This window comes from Pseudoblastomonas marina (assembly GCF_014641655.1).
Classification (GTDB): domain Bacteria; phylum Pseudomonadota; class Alphaproteobacteria; order Sphingomonadales; family Sphingomonadaceae; genus Alteriqipengyuania_A; species Alteriqipengyuania_A marina.
In genome coordinates, this window is the sequence record NZ_BMID01000001.1 from 1,549,863 (window position 1) to 1,569,563 (window position 19,701).

At 65.0% G+C, this 19,701-nt stretch carries 20 protein-coding genes and 3 tRNA genes; 12 read left to right on the forward strand and 11 right to left on the reverse strand.

Features of this window, described 5'->3' with window-relative positions:
* Window positions 1-450: 450 nt before the first annotated feature.
* Window positions 451-597, reverse strand: coding sequence for a hypothetical protein (locus tag IEW49_RS07510; RefSeq protein WP_188642087.1), 147 nt, complete (start codon window positions 595-597; stop codon window positions 451-453).
* Window positions 597-1,514 (reverse strand): IS1595 family transposase, encoded by a 918-nt coding sequence (locus IEW49_RS07515; RefSeq protein ID WP_188642088.1) that lies wholly within the window; start codon window positions 1,512-1,514, stop codon window positions 597-599. Before IEW49_RS07515 ends, IEW49_RS07510 begins: the two co-directional genes overlap by 1 nt.
* 99 nt (window positions 1,515-1,613) lie before the next feature.
* Between IEW49_RS07515 and IEW49_RS07520 the strand changes: the two genes are divergently transcribed.
* Window positions 1,614-2,186, forward strand: coding sequence for a helix-turn-helix domain-containing protein (locus IEW49_RS07520; RefSeq protein ID WP_188642089.1), 573 nt, complete (start codon window positions 1,614-1,616; stop codon window positions 2,184-2,186).
* Window positions 2,183-3,370: a glycosyltransferase gene (locus IEW49_RS07525; RefSeq protein ID WP_188642090.1), complete on the forward strand. Its 1,188-nt coding sequence runs from the start codon at window positions 2,183-2,185 to the stop codon at window positions 3,368-3,370. The genes IEW49_RS07520 and IEW49_RS07525 overlap by 4 nt, the downstream gene beginning before the upstream one ends.
* Here IEW49_RS07525 and secF read toward each other — a convergent pair.
* From secF to yajC, 3 genes are read right to left on the reverse strand one after another with little or no spacing between them, the layout of a single operon-like run.
* Window positions 3,367-4,344: a protein translocase subunit SecF gene (gene secF, locus IEW49_RS07530; protein WP_188642091.1), complete on the reverse strand. Its 978-nt coding sequence runs from the start codon at window positions 4,342-4,344 to the stop codon at window positions 3,367-3,369. The two genes, IEW49_RS07525 and secF, sit on opposite strands and share 4 nt — an antisense overlap.
* A gap of 13 nt (window positions 4,345-4,357) precedes the next feature.
* Window positions 4,358-5,971: a protein translocase subunit SecD gene (secD, locus tag IEW49_RS07535; protein WP_188642092.1), complete on the reverse strand. Its 1,614-nt coding sequence runs from the start codon at window positions 5,969-5,971 to the stop codon at window positions 4,358-4,360.
* Between the two features lie 15 nt (window positions 5,972-5,986).
* A complete protein-coding gene (gene yajC / locus IEW49_RS07540) occupies window positions 5,987-6,325 on the reverse strand; it encodes a preprotein translocase subunit YajC (protein WP_188642093.1) in 339 nt (112 codons plus the stop codon).
* Between the two features lie 221 nt (window positions 6,326-6,546).
* Between yajC and IEW49_RS07545 the strand changes: the two genes are divergently transcribed.
* The 3 genes from IEW49_RS07545 (at window position 6,547) to IEW49_RS07555 (ending at window position 8,597) form a co-directional block, all read left to right on the forward strand.
* Window positions 6,547-6,623, forward strand: a tRNA-Pro gene (locus IEW49_RS07545).
* A gap of 137 nt (window positions 6,624-6,760) precedes the next feature.
* Window positions 6,761-8,113 (forward strand): NADP-specific glutamate dehydrogenase, encoded by a 1,353-nt coding sequence (gene gdhA / locus IEW49_RS07550; RefSeq protein WP_188642094.1) that lies wholly within the window; start codon window positions 6,761-6,763, stop codon window positions 8,111-8,113.
* Between the two features lie 70 nt (window positions 8,114-8,183).
* A complete protein-coding gene (locus tag IEW49_RS07555; protein ID WP_188642095.1) occupies window positions 8,184-8,597 on the forward strand; it encodes a holin family protein in 414 nt (137 codons plus the stop codon).
* Between the two features lie 21 nt (window positions 8,598-8,618).
* Here the strand turns inward: IEW49_RS07555 and IEW49_RS07560 are convergent, their stop codons facing one another.
* The 3 genes from IEW49_RS07560 to IEW49_RS07570 form a co-directional block, all read right to left on the reverse strand.
* On the reverse strand, window positions 8,619-9,497 hold the full coding sequence (locus IEW49_RS07560; RefSeq protein ID WP_188642096.1) for a pepsin/retropepsin-like aspartic protease family protein: 879 nt from the start codon (window positions 9,495-9,497) through the stop codon (window positions 8,619-8,621).
* 136 nt (window positions 9,498-9,633) lie between these two features.
* Window positions 9,634-10,506, reverse strand: a complete 873-nt coding sequence (locus IEW49_RS07565) for a hypothetical protein (RefSeq protein ID WP_188642097.1) — start codon at window positions 10,504-10,506, stop codon at window positions 9,634-9,636.
* A gap of 1 nt (window position 10,507) precedes the next feature.
* On the reverse strand, window positions 10,508-11,254 hold the full coding sequence (locus IEW49_RS07570; RefSeq protein WP_188642098.1) for a hypothetical protein: 747 nt from the start codon (window positions 11,252-11,254) through the stop codon (window positions 10,508-10,510).
* 265 nt (window positions 11,255-11,519) lie between these two features.
* Between IEW49_RS07570 and IEW49_RS07575 the strand changes: the two genes are divergently transcribed.
* The 3 genes from IEW49_RS07575 (at window position 11,520) to accC (ending at window position 13,901) form a co-directional block, all read left to right on the forward strand.
* On the forward strand, window positions 11,520-11,954 hold the full coding sequence (locus tag IEW49_RS07575; RefSeq protein WP_188642099.1) for a type II 3-dehydroquinate dehydratase: 435 nt from the start codon (window positions 11,520-11,522) through the stop codon (window positions 11,952-11,954).
* A gap of 129 nt (window positions 11,955-12,083) precedes the next feature.
* On the forward strand, window positions 12,084-12,545 hold the full coding sequence (gene accB / locus IEW49_RS07580; protein WP_188643143.1) for an acetyl-CoA carboxylase biotin carboxyl carrier protein: 462 nt from the start codon (window positions 12,084-12,086) through the stop codon (window positions 12,543-12,545).
* 6 nt (window positions 12,546-12,551) lie between these two features.
* Window positions 12,552-13,901, forward strand: coding sequence for an acetyl-CoA carboxylase biotin carboxylase subunit (accC, locus tag IEW49_RS07585; protein ID WP_188642100.1), 1,350 nt, complete (start codon window positions 12,552-12,554; stop codon window positions 13,899-13,901).
* Between the two features lie 33 nt (window positions 13,902-13,934).
* Here the strand turns inward: accC and IEW49_RS07590 are convergent, their stop codons facing one another.
* A complete protein-coding gene (locus IEW49_RS07590) occupies window positions 13,935-14,411 on the reverse strand; it encodes an Lrp/AsnC family transcriptional regulator (protein WP_188642101.1) in 477 nt (158 codons plus the stop codon).
* A 222-nt stretch (window positions 14,412-14,633) separates the two neighbouring features.
* Between IEW49_RS07590 and IEW49_RS07595 the strand changes: the two genes are divergently transcribed.
* From IEW49_RS07595 to IEW49_RS07610, 4 genes are all read left to right on the forward strand, one after another.
* Window positions 14,634-16,538 carry a sensor histidine kinase gene (locus IEW49_RS07595; protein WP_188642102.1) on the forward strand — a complete coding sequence of 635 codons (1,905 nt, stop codon included), beginning with the start codon at window positions 14,634-14,636 and terminating at the stop codon, window positions 16,536-16,538.
* Window positions 16,539-16,564: 26 nt separating this feature from the next.
* Window positions 16,565-17,548: a polysaccharide deacetylase family protein gene (locus tag IEW49_RS07600; protein WP_229658128.1), complete on the forward strand. Its 984-nt coding sequence runs from the start codon at window positions 16,565-16,567 to the stop codon at window positions 17,546-17,548.
* Window positions 17,549-17,610: 62 nt separating this feature from the next.
* Window positions 17,611-17,687, forward strand: a tRNA-Ile gene (locus IEW49_RS07605).
* 84 nt (window positions 17,688-17,771) lie between these two features.
* Window positions 17,772-17,848: transfer RNA gene (locus IEW49_RS07610), tRNA-Pro, on the forward strand.
* Between the two features lie 10 nt (window positions 17,849-17,858).
* On the opposite strand, the gene IEW49_RS07615 is transcribed toward IEW49_RS07610, so the two are convergent.
* Window positions 17,859-18,383, reverse strand: a complete 525-nt coding sequence (locus IEW49_RS07615) for a DUF421 domain-containing protein (protein WP_188642103.1) — start codon at window positions 18,381-18,383, stop codon at window positions 17,859-17,861.
* 59 nt (window positions 18,384-18,442) lie between these two features.
* A complete protein-coding gene (locus IEW49_RS07620; protein ID WP_188642104.1) occupies window positions 18,443-19,693 on the reverse strand; it encodes a GGDEF domain-containing protein in 1,251 nt (416 codons plus the stop codon).
* Window positions 19,694-19,701: the final 8 nt, after the last annotated feature.

The following is a 19,701-nucleotide window of genomic DNA, read 5'->3' on the forward strand; positions in this document are numbered from 1 at the left end:
GTCGGCACTCAGCGCATAGGACATGGCCTATCGCCTCGGCAGCTGGCTGAACAATATCCTAGTGAGTATGAACATTTGGCGGGGCCCTTGGCGGTCCGAGGCAAGTCCTACTTGCCTCTTGTCCGAGAGTCTTTGTCGCTATCCTGCGAGCTCTCGGTGCTTTTTCTCCGACAAGACGAGCCGGGGAAGCTCCTTACCCAAGGCGGGGATATAGACGGTAGGATGAAGTGCCTATTGGACGCGCTGCGTATGCCGAGCGGTGATGAGCAGGAGCGCGCGCCACCGCCTGAAGATCATCTTTGGTGCCTTATGGAGGGCGACGAATTGGTCACTCGGCTCGACATTGAAACTGACCGATTGTTGATCCCTCGCAGCGAACACCAGCATGAGGTCCACCTAGATATAGAAGTGACCATCAACGTCCTAAAAGTGGGGCATCATAACATGGCCCTACTTTGAAGATTGACGCACCAACGAATCAAGCGCCTCTTCGGCGTCGGTGGGGCTTAGTTCGCCAGCGGCGATCATTTTTTCGACCTCGGCCTTGAACCTGGCGCTTTGCTCGGCTTGCGTCTCTTTGTGCTTTTTCTTCGGCATCACGCCCTCGCAGAAGCTGTTTCGTAAGTGAGACGCTTGCCGACCACACCGCGCAACAGATTGTCGGCGCGTTCGGTGTCCTCGATACCGAGAGCAGAGCGGTTGCTGTAGCGGAAGTCAAACTCCGCGAGATAGCGGTGCAGATGCTTCTCGGAGCAGAACTGATACACGCCCCGCATCCCGCGCTTGAAGATGCTGAAAAAGCCCTCGATGTCGTTGGTGGTGCTACCACGGTTCACATAGTTGCCGATGCCGTGGAACACGGTCTTGTGGCCCTGATATTCGCGGCCCACGGCGCGGTAAAACACCGCTTCGTCGGTAACGAGGGTGGCTTCGCGCGAGACGTTCTCGCGGACAATATTGGCAACCTCGTCCTTCGCCATGCTGTTGGCGTCGATCGAGCGGACCTTGCCGGTGCGCTTGTCGAGCAGCGACACGACGCGCATCTTGTGACCGATACCGCGAGCGCGTACTTTGCCCTTCTTCTGGCCGATGTAGGTTTCGTCGGCTTGCACATCGCCGCCCTCGTCGCCGAAAATATCCATATCGGCATCGCGCATTGCCTCGCGGATGCGGTGCGACATGAACCAAGCGGTCTTGAGAGTAACGCCAAGGATGCGGTGAAGCTGGTTGCTGGAAATGCCCTTCTTGCTGCCAGCGACCAGATACATGGCCTGAAGCCACTTGTGCATCGGAACCTTGCTGTCTTCGAAAATGGTGCCGATCTTGACGGTGAACGGCTTACGGCACTGGTAGCACTTCCACAGACCGGTGCGGGTGGTCTTGCCTTTCAGCTTGCCGACGCGATCAACGCCGCCACAGTGCGGGCACACCGCGCCGTTCGGCCAAAGCCGTTCCTCGACATACTCATATGCCTTTTCCTCGTCATGGAAATGAGGGGCGGAAATGTTCGACATTGGTTAGCTCCTTGGTATGAAACTAACCTACCAGACATGCTGGGTATGTCAAGTATAATAACGCCAAAAAGAAACCGTATCTGATCGGAAGGCCGCCATATGATCAACCGCATCCGCGCCATTCGCAAGGACAAGGGCCTGACGCTCGCCGAAGTCGCGGAAGCCTGCGATCCGCCGACCACGGCACAGACGATCGGCCGGCTCGAAACCGGCATGCGCAACCTCTCGATCAAGTGGATGGACCGGATCGCTGCCGCGCTGGGAGTCGAGCCCGAAACGCTCGTCCGGTCCGAACAGGCCGCGCATCCGCAGATCGTCGCCCGGCTTACCGACGGCGGGGCCGAAGCAATCGCCAGCCAGCGCGACGCGATCCTGCCAACCGACCTCGGAGGAGGCGGCGCGCTGATGGTGCTCGCAATCGAGACCAGCCAGGGTGAATATCGCGCGGGCGACCAGCTCTGGATGCGGCAGATCGACCCCGACGAGGCGCAGCGCGCGGTCAATCGCGACGTGCTCGTTCCGCGCAAGGGCGGGCGTTACGCTTTCGGCCGGCTGATCGACCGCCAGGGCAGCCGCATCGGCCTGCTCCCGCCCGGCGCGGGCGAGCGCCAGATCGTGATCGACAGTCCGCCCTGGCTCGCGCTCGCCGAAATGGTGGTCCGCAAGCTGTGAAGCGCGTCCTCACCGTCTCCACCCTCTATCCCAACACCCACCGTCCGCGCTTCGGCGCGTTCGTCGCGCGCTCGATGGAAGCGCTGGCGAAGTACACCGAATGGGAAGTCACGGTCATCAACCCGATCGGTGTCCCGCCGGTGGCGCTGGGTGAATATGCCGAACTGAAGGAAGCTGCGGTCGACAGCGTGGACGGCGGTGTGCGGGTGCTGCGCCCGACCTTCCCGCTGATTCCCAAGGTCGGCGCGCGGATCAATCCGTGGGCGATCCGGCGGTCGGTTCTGCCGATCGCCGAGCGGCTCCATGCCGAACGCCCGTTCGACCTGCTCGACGCGCAATTCCTGTTTCCCGACGGACCGGCAGTGGCCGGCCTCGCCGAGCGGCTCGGCCTGCCCTTCTCGGTCAAGGCGCGCGGCACGGACGTGCATTACTGGGGGCTCGGCGGGCACAGCAAGAAGGCGATCCGCACCACGCTCGATCGCGCCGCAGGGGTGCTCGCGGTGAGCCTGGCGCTGGCGCGCGACATGCAGGGCCTCGCTCTAACAAGGCGTGAGATCGGGGTGCATTATACCGGTCTCGATCGCGACCTGTTCCGCCCGCTCGACCACGATTCGATGCGGCGGATGATCGCCGAGGAGTTCGGCTTGGCTATGCCCGACGACGAGCCGCTATTGCTCGGGGTGGGCGCGCTGCTGCCGGTCAAGGGTCACGATCTATCGATCCGCGCGCTCGGGCTGCTCGAACGGGGCCATCTCGCCCTGCTCGGCACCGGCGATCGGCGCGACGCGCTGGCAAGGCTCGCGCAGGATGAGGGGGTAGCCGATCGGGTCCATTTCCTCGGAGGGGTATCGCACGACCAGCTACCGGTGCTGCTGTCGGCCGCCGAAGTCTTGGTGCTGCCCTCGCAGCGCGAAGGGCTCGCCAATGCCTGGATCGAGGCGCTCGCCTGCGGCACGCCGATCGTCATCCCCAATGTCGGCGGCGCGCGCGAGGTCGTGCGCAGCAGATCTGCCGGACGCATCGTCGAGCGCACGCCCGAGGCGATCGCACAGGGTATCCGCGCGGTGCTGCTGGACCGGTACACGCGCCGCGAGGTAGCGGAAACCGTCGAGCAATTCGACTGGCGGGCCCATGCCGAAGCACTGGCCCGCCATTACGATGAGCTGATCGCGCGACGCGCCTAGCCGAGGTGGCGCGCAGCCTTTTCCTGCCGGTCGAGCTCGGTTTCCTCCGGCACGAAGCTGTGCGAATCGACCCCCAGCCAGATCAGGATCGGCGCGGCCATGTAGACCGAGCTGTAGGTACCCACGAAGATGCCGAGGAAGATCGCGGCGGTGAGGCCGAACAACGCCTCGGGTCCGAACAGCAGGAGCGGCAGCAGCGCAACCAGCAGCGTCAGCGAGGTCATCACCGTCCGCGCCAGCGTCTCGTTGACCGAGAGGTCGAGCAGTTCGGGGATCGGCATCTTGCGATACTTCTTCAGGTTTTCGCGAATGCGGTCGTAGACGACGATCGTGTCGTTGAGCGAATAGCCGATGATCGCGAGGATCGCGGCGATGGTCGTCAGATTGAACTCCATCTGGAAGATCGCGAACATCCCCAGCGTCAGCGAGACGTCGTGGAACAGTGCGAACAACGCGCCCACGCCGAACTGCCATTCGAAACGGATCCAGATGTAGAGCGCGATCGCCAGCATCGCGACCAGCAACGCGAGCTGCGCCTGGGTGAAGAACTCGCCCGAGACTTTGCCCGAAACGTTGTCGTTGCCGTCGAGCCTGAAATCGGAGAACTCGCTCTCGAGCGAGCCGACCACTTCGTTGGCGATGCGCTGCGCCGCCTCCTTGTCCTCCGCGACTTCGTCGGGCAGCCGGACGCGGATCGAGACCTGGTTGGGCTCGCCGAAGCGCTGGACGACGGGCGAGCCGTAGCCGAGCGATCCCACCGTTTCGCGCACCTCGGCCACCGGGGCCTCGGCGCTTTCGGTGAAGGTCGCGCGCACTTCCTGGCCGCCGGCGAAATCGACCCCGTAATTGAGGCCATTCGTAGCGACCAGCGCCCAGCTCGCGACGATCAGCAGCACGCTGACCACGTAGAACGGGATGCGGTATTTCAGGAATTTGATGTTCGTGTCGTCGGGGACGAGCTTGAGCAGTTTCATGGGGCCGTCCTCCTTAAATATGCAGGTCGCTGGGGCGCTTCTTGCGCAGCCACATCGCCACCCACATGCGGGTGAGGACGACGGCCGTGAAGACGCTGGTGAAGAGGCCGATCACGAGCACGACGGCGAAGCCGCGCACCGGGCCAGAGCCGAACAGGAACAACAGCACGCCGGCGATGAAGTTCGTGACGTTGGCATCGTAGATCGCACGGCTCGCTTCCTTGTAGCCGTTCTCGACCGCAGCGACGACGCGCCTCCCTCGCTTGCGCTCCTCCCGGATACGCTCGTTGATAAGCACGTTGGCGTCCACCGCGGCACCGATTGTCAGGACGAAGCCGGCGATGCCGGGCAGCGTGAGCGTGGTGTTGAGGATCGCCATGATGCCGAGGATCATCACCACGTTGATCGCGAGAGCGACAGTCGAATACATCCCGAAGCGGCCATAGGTGACGACCATCAGCAAGATCACGAGCAGCGACCCGATTCCCATCGCGAGGATACCCGATTCGATCGAATCCTGGCCGAGGTCGGGACCAACGGTGCGTTCCTCGACGATCGCGAGATCGACCGGCAGCGCGCCGGAGCGGAGCGAGATCGCGAGGTTGTTGGCGCTTTCGACGGTAAACCCGCCCGAGATCTGCGCCGTCCCGCCGAGGATCGGTTCGTTGATGTTCGGAGCCGACAGCACCTGGTCGTCGAGGATGATCGCGAATGGCCGGTTGACGTTTTCGCGCGTCAGCTTGGCGAAGCGCTGGCCGCCCGAGCTGTCGAAGGTGATGTTGACCACCGGTTCGTTGGTCTGCGGATCGAAGCTCTGGCGCGCATCGGTGAGCGTGTCGCCCTTGATCCCGCCGAGACGGCGCACGGCGAGCGTCGCGCCTTCGTAATCGCTGCCCGGTGCGCCGGGGAGGATCTGGCTGCCCGGACGGGCGATGCCGGCCTGCGTGTCTGCGGCCGAGGCCTCGACGTCGACGAGCTTGAATTCGAGGCTCGCGGTCTGCCCGAGCAGTGCCTTCAATTCGCCCGGGTCCTGCAGGCCGGGGACCTGCACGACGATGCGGTTGTCGCCCTGGCGGATGATCGTCGGCTCGCGCGTGCCGAGCGCGTCGATACGCTTGCGCACGACCTCCACCGCGGTTTCCATCGCGTTATTGACCGCCATGTCCATCCCCGCCTCGGTCGGCGTCAGGATCATGCGCTGGCCGTCGACCACGCGGATCGTCCAGTCGCGCTGGCCGGTGAGGCCCGCGCCGGTAGTGAGTGGCTCGATCAGGTCTCGCGCCCGGTCGACGTCGACCGGGTTTTCGATCATGAAGCTGAGCCGCCCGTCACGACGCGAGACGTCGCCGATGCGGATGCGCGGATCGGCGCGCCGCATCTCGGCGGTCACGCTTTCCTCCATTGTCTCGAGACGCTGCGCGGCGACCTGGCTGCGCTCCGCCTCGAGCAGGATGTGGCTACCGCCGGCAAGGTCGAGGCCGAGATTGACCGACTGGTCGTAGGTGGCCTTGAGCGGATCGGGATAATCCTGCCCGGTAAGCGCGAAGAAACTGGGCACCGCGGCGAGGCATGCGACGAGCGTCAGCCCCCATAGCCAGATGCGCCTCCACTGGGGAAAATCGAGCATTCTTCGGTCCGTCCCTTAGTCGTTCGCAGCTTTGGCGCCGCCCGGGGGCACGATGTCGGCGATGGTGTTGCGCACCGCCTTCACCTTCGTGCCGCCGCCGAGATCGATATCGACGTAGTCGTCGTCGACCTTGATAACCTTGCCGACGAGCCCGCCGGCGGTGACGACCTTGTCGCCCTTCTTGATCGAGCTGACCTTGTCGTAATGCGCCTTCTGCTTCTTCATCTGCGGGCGCAGGATGAAGAACCACAGGATGCCGAACATCAGGATCCACGGCACCGCCGCGACGTACCAGGGCGGATCGCCCGCAGCACCGGCGGTGGCCACGAGCAGCGACAATTGATCGGAAAGCATGAAGGCTGGGCTCCCTGGCTCAGTTCTAGTCGGGTTGGACGCCGAAGCGGTCGAGCAGGGATGTGGGTGGCACGCCATCCCCTGCCAAGCCCCGTCCCGGCGAAATTTCGTGGGCCGCGACTAGCAGCATTGCCAATCGCCTGCAACGCGCTGACACACGCGTCGAGAAGCGGCGCTTGAAAAGGCGAACGACCCGGTCTAGAGGCGCGCTCGTTCCAGGTCGGGACGTAGCGCAGTCTGGTAGCGCACCACACTGGGGGTGTGGGGGTCGCTGGTTCGAATCCAGTCGTCCCGACCATCGGAACCCTCCCCCTCCCTTATTCCTGTCTCGTCATTATCCCAGCCGAAGGCGCGTGCGCGCGACCTTGCACGCTTTCCGGACCCGCCATCCACCTGACGCGTTGTGTGGGCAAAAAAGCGAACGAGGAACCGGGAATGAGCAAGACCGCGCCGAAGCTGGAAACCTTCATGGAGGGGCTGCGCGAGCGTAATCCGGGACAGGACGAATTCGTCCAGGCGGTGCACGAAGTCGCGCACGACATCTGGGGCTGGATCGCGGACAAGCCCGAATATCACGAGGCCGAGATCCTGCGCCGGATCGCCGAGCCCGACCGGATCGTATCGTTCCGCGTGTGCTGGGAGGACGACGAGCACAATATCCGGGTCGAGCGCGGGTGGCGGGTGCAGAACAACAACGCGATCGGCCCCTACAAGGGCGGCTTGCGGTTCGACGAATCGGTCAACGAAAGCGTGCTGAAGTTCCTCGCCTTCGAGCAGACCTTCAAGAACTCGCTCACCGGGCTGCCGCTGGGCGGCGGCAAGGGCGGCGCGAACTTCAACCCCAAGGGCAAGTCCGACGCCGAGGTGATGCGGTTCTGCCAGAGCTACATGACCGAGCTGTTCCGCCATATCGGGCCGCATACCGACGTGCCGGCGGGCGATATCGGCGTCGGCTCGCGCGAGATCGGCTACCTGTTCGGTCAGTACAAGCGGCTCACCAATCGCTGGGAAGGCGCGCTCACCGGCAAGGCGCTCGACTATGGCGGCTCCGAATTGCGGCCCGAGGCGACCGGCTACGGCGCGATCTATTTCCTGCGCGCCGCGCTCGAACAGGCGAAGGACGGGCTCGACGGCAAGACCGCGGTGATCTCCGGCTCGGGCAACGTCGCGCTCCACGCCGCGCGCAAGCTGGTGAGCGAGGGTGCGAAGGTGGTCACGCTGTCCGATTCGGACGGCTACATCCACGATCCCGACGGGTTCGACGACGCCAAGCTCGACTTCGTGTTCGACCTCAAGCTCGAACGGCGCGGGCGGATGTCCGAATATGTCGACCAATTCAAGGGCGCGAGCTTCCACGAGGGGGAGAACCCGTGGAACGTAGCATGCGACCTGGCGCTACCCTGCGCGACGCAGAACGAGCTCGACGAAAACGACGCCAAGACGCTGATCGAGAACGGCGCGGTCGCGATCTGCGAGGGCGCCAACATGCCGAGCACCACAGCGGCCACCGACCGCTTTCGCGATGCCGGGCTGATTTTCGCACCGGCCAAGGCCGCCAATGCCGGCGGGGTCGCGGTGTCGGGCCTCGAGATGAGCCAGAACGCCGAGCGCGTCAGCTGGGAGAGCGAGAAGCTCGACCGGATGCTCACCTCGCTCATGTGCGACATCCACGACAAATGCGCCGCCTACGGCGAACGGGACGACGGCAGCGTGGATTACGCCAGGGGCGCGAACATCGCCGGGTTCAAGAAGGTCGCCGACGCGATGCTCGCCTATGGCGTGGTCTGACGGTTAAATAGTTTTCCTACATGAACCGTTTTGGTTATCTGGTGCGCTTTTGCATTTCAGGAGCAGCACCATGGGTATCATCGAATCGCTGATCGGTCCGATCGCCGCCATCATCGACAAGGTCATCCCCGACAAGGAAGCGCGCGAACGCGCCAAGCTCGAACTTATCAAGCTCGAGGGGACGCAGGAGATGGACCTAGTGCGCGCGCGGCTGGAGGCGATCGTCGCCGAGGCCAGTTCGCGCGATCCCTGGACCAGCCGCGCGCGCCCGTCCTTCCTCTACGTGATGTACACGCTGATCCTGTTCGCGCTGCCGATGGGGATCCTCAGCGCCTTCGATGCGCGCATCGCGCTCGATATCGGCAACGGCATCGCCGCCTACCTGCGCGGCCTTCCCGACGAGCTCTACGCGCTCTTCGGCACCGGCTATCTCGGTTACACGGCCGCCCGCCAGTGGGGGAAGGTCAAGGGCGTCGAGCGCTAGCGCCCCCGCCTCGGTCCGCGCTCAATCGCAGGTCGGGGCATCGGCTTCGGGCATAATCGACACCCGCTTGCTGCGCCAGTCGACGCGGACGGTCTGCCCGGCCAGCCCCTGCGACCCGAGCTGCCCCGAATCGTAGGCCCCCGGCCACCGCACGGCGGTGATCGGCAAGGTCGTATCGCCGTATCGGACGGCGCCGGCGAGGCGGCCTTCGATCACTTCGAACGCGCCAGATACGGTCATCGCGCGGCCCTTCACCTCGGGCTCGCCCACGATCGCGAGCTTGCCGGCGGTTTCGGCGGTGACGAACAGCCGGCTCGCCAAATTGCCGGTATCGAGATGCACCTCGGCGGGCACGCCGCCGATATCGAGCGTCAGGACGGGGATGCCGTATTTGTCGAAGGGAACCGTGCTCCCCTTGTCGAGCTTTAGATCGGTCGCCTGCAGGACTCCGCGCTCGTAGTCGAACGCCGCCTGCATCTCGGCGAAGAGTCCGTTGCCGATGATCCCGTCGAACATCTGCCCCTTCGGGCCGATCTCGGGCATTTCACCCAGTCGCCGATCGCTGAAGGTGATCGCGCCGAGCGTGAACGACGCCGCGCCGTAGAACGGCACACCGCCGGTCGGGTCGTCCTCGCCTTCCGAAGGGACCGAACCGACGACCGGCAGGCCCAGTTCCTGCGCGATTTCCGGCTTGATCCAGCCATCATATTCGGCACCCGTATCGACCAGGAAGGTCAGTTCGCGTCCGTTCACGCTGGCGCGCACCAGCGGCTTGCCGGCTTCGAGCCAGGGCACTGTGGTGCAGCGGTAGGCGGTCGGCTCGACCGGGACGGTTTGCGCGGAAATCGAGGTGCAGGCGGCGAGCGCGACGAGCGCGGCGGAACTGGCAATCGGCTTCATCGACCGAACTCCGTGGTTGTCCGGAGCCGATTATGCGTGGGTCGATCGACAGGCACCTGCAATCCGCCGAACCGTCGCCGCGGGGCGACCAACCGCCCGTCCGGCGCGCGGCGGGTTTTTTGCCGACGGCCGGACGTTACCGGGGTTGTTCGACCTCGACGACGAGGTCGGTCTCGAACATCATCCCTTCGGTCGATGTCGCAACCCCGGGCTCGATCGTCGCAAGCCGATAGGTGCGGGTCTGTCCGTCCGGCAGGACGATCTCCCCATCCTTCGCGAACAGCAGGTTCAATTCGCCCTGCGCGATCTCCCGCGCCAGTTTCTCGAAGGGGATCGTGAACCCGACGGTGAACCATTGGAAATGCCCGCGCATTTCCAGCCCGATCCGATCGGGCGAGACCAACGCGATGCGATAGCGGGGAAGGCCGTCGGGTCCCTCGATGAAGGTCACCCGGGTCAGGATCGAAGGGCGCGCAGTGGCCGTGATCCCGATATTCCCGCCCACGCTTGGTCCGCAGGCGACCCGGTAATTGCCGGCGACCTGGGTTCGCCCGTCGATTTTCAGGTCGGTGCGCAAATCGAGGCCCTGTTTGGTCGGATCGATCGCAAAGCGGCCGATCTCGAGATCGACCTTGGTCGAATTGGCCTCATGGACCCATGCGCGCTTGCCGTCGCGTCGACGCCAGCCGCCGGGAATGGTGAACCGGCATTCGTGCTCGACCTCGTACACGTCGCCGTCGCGTGAGGTCTGGCGAAATTCTATCGTCCGCTGATCGCCCGGGCGTGCCGAAAAGCTCTCCGCCCAACTGACGAGCGGCCGGTAGCGCATTCGGGCCCTGATATCCTTGCCAGCGCCCCCGATATCCGCCGTCGCCTCCGTGATCTCCCGTTCGACCGACTGGACCCGGGTTTCGATACTCGCGATTTCGCGCTCGAGGCCGCCGGTGGAAGCACAGCCGCCCAGCACCGGCGCGAGCGACAAGGTGAGGACCATCAACCGTCCAGACATCTCAAATCCCCTCCACATTGGCGAATAAATGGATCCCGTTTTCGAGGAACAGGACGTTGTGAACCACGAACCGCCCCCGGATTTCCGTTGAGGGAAACGACAGGTTGCCGCGTATCCAGCTGTCACGGGTCGTCTTGATCTGCCCCGAATCCACCGAATTCGCAGGCTTGCCGAAGGCGAATTCGCGGGCCAGCGGGAGCCGGGCGGCAGGCAGCCTCTCGGTAAAGCGCGCGGCCTCCAGCGACAGCAGCGATCGCACGAACTTGCGCTTGGTGAATTCGAACGGACCCCAGCGGACCCGCGGCACGATACGGGTCGCGACAATCCGGGCCAGCAATTCGTCGGGCCGGGCAGGATCGCCTTCGATCACGAGTCGGCTGTCCATTTCCAGCTCCGCAATCAATCCGCTGCCGACATCGCGTGCCTTCGCCGCCAATTCGATTTCCGGGCTGCCCGGGCGGAAGGTCATTTCGACCTTGTCGACGGTCAGCTCGATCGGGCGGTTCGACGCGACCACCTCGACGGTATTGCCCTCAACCCCTTCCAGCAGGCGGGTGAAGACATCGGCATCCAGCGTAAGATAGAGGTCGTAGCGCGTCGGGTCGAAACTGCCCTGTTCGACACCGCCCCTGATCGACAATGCCTGTTGCTCGATCTGCAGCAGCCGATCGCGCTGCAATTCCAGCAATGCTCGATCGGTCGAACAGCCGGCCAGCGCCAATGCCATTAGGCAAATGCCAAATCTCATGCCCCATCCCCCGTGCCTGCAGGCATCGTCGCCACCTGCCCGGCCACCCTATTTCGTCTCGCATCGCCCGCCAGACGAGATCGAACCATTTCGGATCGGGAAGGCACCGCCAGATCCGCTTCATTCGGCAGAAAGCGACCGGATCACCGATGTTTCGTCTGGCAAGCTCGGGATCAGGGTAGCGCCGATCCGATATGGAACGACCGGAGATCGAGCTTTCGGCGCTGCCCCTGTTGCTTTCGCGGCGATCGGGATAAGGGACCGCATGACCAACCTCGTCTACGTCCTCAACGGACCCAATCTGAACCTGCTCGGCCTGCGCGAACCGGAAATCTACGGCTCGGACACGCTCGACGATATTGCCGGGATGCTCGAGGACCGGGCGCGCGAGCTGGGGCTCGAAATCGAGGTCCGCCAGACCAATCACGAGGGCCACCTGATCGACTGGCTGCACGAGGCGCAGGCCGAGGGGGCTAAGGCGGTGCTGCTCAATGCGGGCGGCTACACCCACACCTCGATCGCGCTGCACGACGCGATCCGCGCTATCGAAACCCCGGTGATCGAGGTCCACCTGTCCGACCCGGCAAAGCGCGAGGAATTCCGCCATCGCTCCTATGTCGGCATGGCGGCGCGCGCCTCCTTCGCCGGGAAAGGCGCGCGCTCCTATCTCGAAGCGCTGGATTCCGTAGCGGAATTCTAACCCTCCATCGGGCACGATCCGGCTCGCCCCTCTTGCCAGCACGGCGCGCACGGCGCATAGCGCCCCGCCTATCGCAGCATCCTATCGCAGCAAACAGGGACATACATGGCGAACTCCAAGCAGAGCGGCATGAATATCGACAGCAAACTCGTCCGCGAACTCGCGGAATTGCTGGGTGAAACCGGCCTGACCGAAATCGAGGTCGAGGACGGCGAACGCAAGATCAAGGTATCGCGCGGCGGCATGGTCGCCGCGGCCCCGCAGCACTTCGCCGCGCCAGCCCCGGCACCTGCACTCGCGCCCTCTTCCGCCCCGGCGGCGAGCGACGCGCCCGCGCCGGCCACCGATGGGGCCCCCGCGCACGCGATCAAGTCGCCGATGGTCGGCACAGTCTACCTCGCGCCCGAGCCCGGGGCGGACAATTTCGTCAAGGTCGGCGACAAGGTCGAAGCCGGCGACACGCTGCTGATCGTAGAGGCGATGAAGGTCATGAACCCGATCACCGCGCCCGCATCGGGTACCGTCAAGCAGCTGCTGGTCGACAATGCCCAGCCGGTCGAGTTCGACCAGCCGCTCGCCGTCGTCGAGTAAGCGATTATGTCCGTTACCCGCATCCTGATCGCCAATCGCGGCGAAATCGCGCTGCGCATCCACCGCGCCGCGCACGAGATGGGCATCGAGACGGTAGCAGTGCACTCCACCGCCGACGCCGACGCGATGCATGTGCGCCTGGCCGACCACGCGGTGTGTATCGGCCCGCCGCCCGCGACCGACAGCTATCTCAACGTCGCCAACATCATTTCCGCAGCCGAGATCGCCGGGGCGGATGCGATCCATCCGGGCTATGGTTTCCTGTCCGAGAACGCCAAGTTCGCCGAGATCGTCGAGGCGCACGACATCACCTGGATCGGGCCCAAGCCCGAACATATCCGCACGATGGGTGACAAGGTGCAGGCGAAGAAGACCGCGGGCGAGCTGGGCCTGCCATTGGTCCCGGGCTCCGACGGCGCCGTCTCCGACTACGACGAGGCGAAGAAGATCGCCGCCGAGATCGGCTATCCCGTCATCATCAAGGCCGCATCGGGCGGCGGCGGACGCGGGATGAAAGTCTGCGAGGAAGAGAGCAAGCTCGAGACGCTGATGAAGCAGGCCGGGAGCGAGGCCAAGGCCGCCTTCGGCGACGCCACCGTCTATATCGAAAAGTATCTCGGCAATCCGCGCCACATCGAATTCCAGGTGTTCGGCGACGGCAACGGCAATGCGATCCATCTGGGCGAACGCGACTGCTCGCTCCAACGCCGCCACCAGAAAGTGCTGGAAGAGGCGCCTTCGCCCGTCATCACCGATGCCGAGCGCGCGCGCATGGGCGAAGTCTGCTCGAAGGCGATGCGCGACATGGCCTATCGAGGCGCCGGCACGATCGAATTCCTGTGGGAAGACGGCGAGTTCTACTTCATCGAGATGAACACCCGGCTGCAGGTCGAACACCCGGTGACAGAGGCGATCACGGGGGTCGACCTGGTGCGCGAACAGATCCGCATCGCCGCGGGCAAGGAGCTGTCGCACACGCAGGACGAGATCGAGTTCCGCGGCCACGCGATCGAGTGTCGGATCAATGCCGAGGACCCGTTCACCTTCGCCCCTTCGCCGGGCAAGGTCACGCATTACCACCCGGCCGGCGGCATGCATGTGCGCGTCGATAGCGGTCTCTATGCCGGCTATTCGATCCCGCCCTATTACGACAGCATGATCGCCAAGCTGATCGTCTACGGTCGCTCCAGAGACAAGTGCATCATGCGCCTGAAGCGCGCGCTCGAGGAAATGGTGATCGAAGGCGTCAAGCACTCGGTCCCGCTGCACCAGGAACTGCTCAACCAGCCCGACGTGCTGACCGGCGACTATTCGATCAAGTGGCTCGAGGAGTGGCTCAAGGAGCGCGAGGGCTAGCCGAGAGAGTCCCCCTCCAGGGGGAGAGCCGCCTCAATCCAGCGGCACGCCCGGTTCGTGCTTGGTGGTCCGGATCGTCAGGCTGGTCTTCACGCTCGCCACGTTGGGGGCGTTGACGAGGTAGCCGGTGAGAAAGCTCTGGAAGGTCTGGAGGTCTTCGCTCACCACCTTGAGGATATAGTCGATCTCGCCATTGAGCATGTGGCACTCGCGCACTTCGGGCAGTGCGCCGACATGGCTCTCGAACGCTTGCAACGCTTCTTCGGACTGGCTCTTCAGGCTGACCATCGCGAACACGGTGATGCCGTAGCCCAGCGTGCCCGGATCGAGATCGGCATGGTAACCGCGAATCACGCCCGCATTCTCGAGTGCGCGCACGCGGCGCAGGCACGGCGGCGCCGTCAGCCCGACCTTTTCGGCCAGCGCGACATTCGTGATCCGTCCGTTGTCCTGCAATTCGGACAATAACTGGCGATCGATTGGATCGAGATTGGTGACCGGCTTGGTCATGCACGATTCCCCCTATTACACGGCGGCGACACATAAACGCGCTTTCGAACAATTTCCAGCAATAATATTAGCGCTCGTCAAGGTTAACGTCCCGCATTGCTACGTCGGCAAGTGAACGATCCGTCCGATGGAAACCTCATGATAACCCGCGGCGTTGCATAATCGACGCGAAGGCGTGGATATGCGCCAGATTTGATCGCAAGGACCACGCTGAAACCGCGAATGCATTTCGACGACCGCCTCGACACGGTGATGCGCACGCCCCTGCGCAGCGATGCCGCGCGGCTGACCCAATTTCGCCAGCTGATCGACATCCTCGCGCAGAAGCATGCCGAGCGGATCGATTCGGCACGGCTCGACGAGGCCTACGTCCTGCTGGCCGAGCTGAGCCAGAAGCTGCCGGTCGAGCAGCGGGCGCAGGTCATTACCGAAACCGGCTACCGCATCGAGACGCCGCGCCTGCTGTCGATGCTCGCGCTGCACGAGCCCGAGATCGCGCGCCCCGCGATGCGTGGAGCGCGGCTCGACGATGCCCAATGGCTCGCGCTGATTCCGACGATCCCGCCAGAGGTTCGCGACCATTTGCGCGGGCGCTCGGGCCTGTCGCGGCAAGTCAGCGAACGGCTCGCCCGGATCGGGGTCGAGGCCGAGGCTCCGGCGCTGCCGCCACCACCTGCCGCGCCAGAAGGAGAGAACGAGCCCGGGCCAGGCACGACCGCGGCGGAAACGCGCGGATTGCAGCTCGCCGACATCCCGCCGCCGCCGTTCATAACCCCCGCCGCGCTGGGCCTCGACGAGGAACCCGAGGACGAGCCGCTCGAACTCGACGACCCGATCGACGAGGAAGCCGCGCCCGAGCCGCAAGCCGAGGCCCCGCGTCCCGCTCCTGCCGAACCCGCGCCCGCCCAACCCGCGCCCCGGGAGGAGCCCATCCCGCTCGCACCGGTGAGGCCGGACCCGGCGCAGAATATCGGCGAGCTGGTCAAGCGGATCGAGAGCTTCCGCAAGAACCGCGAGGATGCGGGAGATGGCGCGGACCGTTCGGCCCCCGCTGCGCCGCGCCTGCCGCTCGACGAGATGCAGGGCGAAGAGACCCGCATCACCGCGATCGATTTCACCACCGATCGGGTCGGCCGGATCGTCGACGCGCCGCGTTCGGTCGCCCCGATGCTGGTCGGCTATTCGCTGTCGGGCGCGAGCGAGCGGATCGGGCGCAGCGTGCGCCGCCGCCTGCCGATCGTGGACGAGATGCTCGACATCTCGGGCGCCCCGGCGGTCGCGGGCCGGTGGCGGCTCGACGCGATGCCGGTGTTCGATCCCGATGGCGGTCGCTTCATGCATTTCCGCGGGCGCCTGCGCCGCCCGGGCAAGGTCGTCACCCGCGCGACCAAGCGCGCCGAAAAGCTGCGCCAGCTGCTCCACGAGCTGCGCACGCCGGTCAACGCGATCCAGGGGTTCGCCGAATCGATCCAGCAGCAGATCTTCGGCGACGTCCCGCACACCTATCGCGCCTTCGCCGCGACCATCGCCTCGGACAGTGCGGCGATGATGGCCGGGTTCGAGGAGCTCGAATTGTTCGCCCGGCTGACCGGGGGCGAGATCGATCTCGCGGGCGAGGGATGCGACCTGTCGACCACGATCTCGCAGACGCTCGACCAGCTCGCGACCTACACCCAGCCGCGGGTCAGCGGCTTCAAGAGCCGGATCGCCCGGCCACCGGTCCCGATCGCGATGTCGCGATGCGACGGGGAACGGCTGGCGTGGCGCCTGCTCGGCACGCTTGCGGGGGAGACCGCCCCGGGCGAATTCCTCGCCTTGCGCCTCACCGTCCAGGGCGACACCGCCCAGTTTTCGGCCGGGATTCCGCGTCGCCTGGCCGAACGCGAAGGCGAAAAGCTGTTCGAGGGCGGGATCGCCAACGGCCAGAATGCGATCAGCGCGGGCATGTTCGGGAGCGGCTTCGCGCTGCGCCTCGCCCGCGCCGAAGCACGCGCCGCGGGTGGCGATCTCCAGCGCGACAGCGACGAACTTGTCCTCAGCCTGCCGTTGACCGCCACCACATCGCCCAATAGCGACGACGAGGTGGAAGGAACGGAAGGAGCTGCCGGCAACGACGGCGGCGCCTGACGCAGCGGGAATTCAAGGGGGGAATCTTGCCGACCGACGAACATCCTGCGGTGCGTTTTCGCGACGGGTTCGGCCCGGCCTTCCTCGTCACGGTCGACGTCGAGGAGGACTTCGACTGGACCCAGCCGCTCGCACGCGAGAATACCGCGGTCGATTCGGTCGTGCGCCTGCGCAAGTTCCAGACCTTCTGCGAAGGTGCCGGGGTAATTCCCTGTTACCTCGTCGATTATCCGGTCGCCAATTCGTCGATCGCGCAGGATATCCTCGGTGGCGCGTTCCGCCGCCGCAAGGCCGATGTCGGGCTCCAGCTCCATCCCTGGGTCACCCCGCCGCACGACGAGGAGGTCAACTGCCGCAACAGCTTCGCCGGCAACCTCCCGCCCGCGCTCGAACGCGCCAAGATCGCGACGCTCGCCAAGACGGTGCGCGCGCGCTTCGGCGTCGATGCGAAGATCTATCGCGCCGGGCGCTATGGCATCGGGCCCAACACGATCGCGCTGCTCGGCGAAGAAGGTATCGCGATCGACAGCTCGGTGCGCGCCTATCACGATTACCACGCCGAGGACGGTCCCGATTTCAGCACGCGTGATTCCAGTCCGGCCTGGGTCGGGCGCGACGTGCGAATCCTCGAATTGCCGCTGACCACCGTGTTCACCGGACTCCTGCGCCGCCATGGCCCGAAGCTCTATCGCCGGTCCGGCCGGGTCGCCGCGCTGCGCGGCGCGGCGGCGCGGCTCGGCCTCCTCAACCGCGTACCGCTCACCCCGGAGGGCGTCAGCATCGACGAGGCCAAGGCCGCGATCGACCACGCGCTCGGCGACGGGCTGCCGATCCTCAACTTCGCCTTCCACAGCCCCTCGCTGGTGCCCGGCAACACCCCCTATGTGCGCGACAACGACGATCTCGACGCATTCTACGACTGGTGGCGCGAGATCCTCGCCCATCTCGACCAGCGCGGCGTGCGCGCGACCGATATCGGCGACATCATGGGTGCCGTCGAGCTCGATTAGCCTCGCGCGTACAACCGCGCTTGAATACTCAATCGGGGCGCGGTAACCGCCAGTCCAGGCGGGGGCCTGTAGCTCAGTTGGTTAGAGCTGGCCGCTCATAACGGCTTGGTCGCGGGTTCGAGTCCTGCCGGGCCCACCACCGCCGCGGTCCGCAGGCCTCAGGCAGCGAAGCGGTGGGCCGGGATTGGCCGCACGCAGCGAAGCGGTAGGCCGAGTAAAGTGTCGGGGAGTAGCGCAGCCTGGTAGCGCATCTGCTTTGGGAGCAGAGGGTCGCAGGTTCGAATCCTGTCTCCCCGACCACTTGCACCGGTCAGGAACCGGTTTCTTTCCGCACTCCCTCGAGCAAGGCTTCGTCGAGCGTCTCACCATGGAGCACGGAGACGTCTCCCGTGGTCTCGAGTACCGCCGCCCGCACCTGCGAATAGTCGGTCACATTGGCCTCGCGCAGCTTGGCGATCAGGTCGCTGCGGGCGACCCGCGTCTTTTCGAGGGCCTCGTCGAGAATTTCGCCGTCGCGCATCAGCAGGACGGGTTCATTCTGCATGATCCTTTCCATCCAGGCCGAGTTCTTGCGGATCCTCGCGCTCCCCCATTGTGCGACGAACAGCCCCACCATCCCCGCAAGCGGCTGGAGGAACTTGAGCCAACTCTCGGCCTGCGATGCCCCCGCCACGAGGCTGCCCAACGCGACCGTCATGACGAAATCGAAGCTCGTCATCTTCGACAGCGAGCGAAGCCCGTTGATGCGGATGAGCACGACGATCCAGAGCAAGGCGATGGTCGCGAGGATCACGCCGCGCAGAATCGTATCGAGAATTTCACCGGGAATGATCATCGCGCCGAATGGACCATCGCGCGACCGAGATTGCAAGTCGGGGCCGAGCCGGCCCGGCGTCAGGCGGTGGCGATCCCGCGGACGCCCGAGCGCCGATCGCCCGGCTGGTCGTCCTCCTGGCGCGCGGCAAATTCGGCCACATCGACCGTGGCGTCGACGGGATTGTCCCAGCCCTCGCCGACCACGCGATTGCGGCCGTTCTCCTTGGCCGCGTAAAGCGCCGCATCGGCGCGAGCGAACAATTTGCCGTAGCCTTCATGCGAATCCCACGCGGCCACGCCGAAACTCGCGGTCAAGCGGACGTCGCCCGAAATTCCCTCGATCGGGAGCCGTTCGAAGCGGCTGCGGATGCGTTCGGCGAGCCCCGTGGTCGGATCGGATTCGCAATCCCAGACAAGGACGCAGAATTCCTCTCCGCCGATGCGACCGGCAAGGTCGGTGGTGCGGATCGTCGAGCCGAGCAGGTCTCCGAAGGCGGCGATCGCATTGTCCCCGACCTGGTGGCCCCAGATGTCGTTGACCTGCTTGAAGTGGTCGATGTCGGCGACGATCGCCCCGACCTGTACGTTCTGTTCCTTGGCGCGGCTGAGCATGGCGATCGCCGCCTCCTCGAACGGTCCGCGCATCTTGAGCCCGGTCAACGAATCTCGCTGCGATTCCTCGCGCATGGCGTTCATCTGGTCGGTCAGCGCGGCGGCGAGCAGCGCCATCGCCATCAGCAGCGACGCGAGTGCCAGCCACACGACCATCAGCGCGTAGAACGGCGTTTCGCGATATTGCTCGGCGGTCATCGAGCCTTCGACGATGATCGCCAGCATCGGCCGGACGAAGAACTGGAACGCGCCCATGGCGAGCAGGAACAGGATCACCTTGTCGAGGAAATCCTTTTCCACCTTGCGCGCCGCGGTCTGCGTGCCGAGCGCGAGGATCAGGCCGTAACTGGCATTGGCCGCGTAGAGCCTGGCGTTGTAATCGCTCCCGTAGGTCGCGCCGACGATCAGCGCGAGGCCGAGCACGGAAATCAGGAGATAGGTCTTGAGGTCTGCCGATTGGCGGTTGCGCGCGCAGATGGCCCAGACGATCGTGATCGCACTGACCGAGTAGAACACGTGCATGGTGACGATCGCCGCCACCCCGTTCGGATTATCGGTAAAATGGAAGACGAAGAAACCGACCGCGCGCGAAGCATAGGTCGCCGCGAGGATGACGATCCAGGTCGCGCTGGTCTCGCGCCGCCAAAGCACGAAGAACGCGACAGCGAACACTGCGCACAGCATTGGATTCGCCATGGCCAGGATTTTTTCGCTCATCGACTACC

Coding starts and splice junctions, on each gene's coding strand:
- IEW49_RS07510 (WP_188642087.1), bottom strand. CDS start 597: ATGCCGAAGAAAAAGCACAAAGAGACGCAAGCCGAGCAAAGCGCCAGG.
- IEW49_RS07515 (WP_188642088.1), bottom strand. CDS start 1,514: ATGTCGAACATTTCCGCCCCTCATTTCCATGACGAGGAAAAGGCATAT.
- IEW49_RS07520 (WP_188642089.1), top strand. CDS start 1,614: ATGATCAACCGCATCCGCGCCATTCGCAAGGACAAGGGCCTGACGCTC.
- secF (WP_188642091.1), bottom strand. CDS start 4,344: ATGAAACTGCTCAAGCTCGTCCCCGACGACACGAACATCAAATTCCTG.
- secD (WP_188642092.1), bottom strand. CDS start 5,971: ATGCTCGATTTTCCCCAGTGGAGGCGCATCTGGCTATGGGGGCTGACG.
- yajC (WP_188642093.1), bottom strand. CDS start 6,325: ATGCTTTCCGATCAATTGTCGCTGCTCGTGGCCACCGCCGGTGCTGCG.
- gdhA (WP_188642094.1), top strand. CDS start 6,761: ATGAGCAAGACCGCGCCGAAGCTGGAAACCTTCATGGAGGGGCTGCGC.
- IEW49_RS07555 (WP_188642095.1), top strand. CDS start 8,184: ATGGGTATCATCGAATCGCTGATCGGTCCGATCGCCGCCATCATCGAC.
- IEW49_RS07560 (WP_188642096.1), bottom strand. CDS start 9,497: ATGAAGCCGATTGCCAGTTCCGCCGCGCTCGTCGCGCTCGCCGCCTGC.
- IEW49_RS07565 (WP_188642097.1), bottom strand. CDS start 10,506: ATGTCTGGACGGTTGATGGTCCTCACCTTGTCGCTCGCGCCGGTGCTG.
- IEW49_RS07570 (WP_188642098.1), bottom strand. CDS start 11,254: ATGAGATTTGGCATTTGCCTAATGGCATTGGCGCTGGCCGGCTGTTCG.
- IEW49_RS07575 (WP_188642099.1), top strand. CDS start 11,520: ATGACCAACCTCGTCTACGTCCTCAACGGACCCAATCTGAACCTGCTC.
- accB (WP_188643143.1), top strand. CDS start 12,084: ATGAATATCGACAGCAAACTCGTCCGCGAACTCGCGGAATTGCTGGGT.
- accC (WP_188642100.1), top strand. CDS start 12,552: ATGTCCGTTACCCGCATCCTGATCGCCAATCGCGGCGAAATCGCGCTG.
- IEW49_RS07590 (WP_188642101.1), bottom strand. CDS start 14,411: ATGACCAAGCCGGTCACCAATCTCGATCCAATCGATCGCCAGTTATTG.
- IEW49_RS07595 (WP_188642102.1), top strand. CDS start 14,634: ATGCATTTCGACGACCGCCTCGACACGGTGATGCGCACGCCCCTGCGC.
- IEW49_RS07615 (WP_188642103.1), bottom strand. CDS start 18,383: ATGATCATTCCCGGTGAAATTCTCGATACGATTCTGCGCGGCGTGATC.
- IEW49_RS07620 (WP_188642104.1), bottom strand. CDS start 19,693: ATGAGCGAAAAAATCCTGGCCATGGCGAATCCAATGCTGTGCGCAGTG.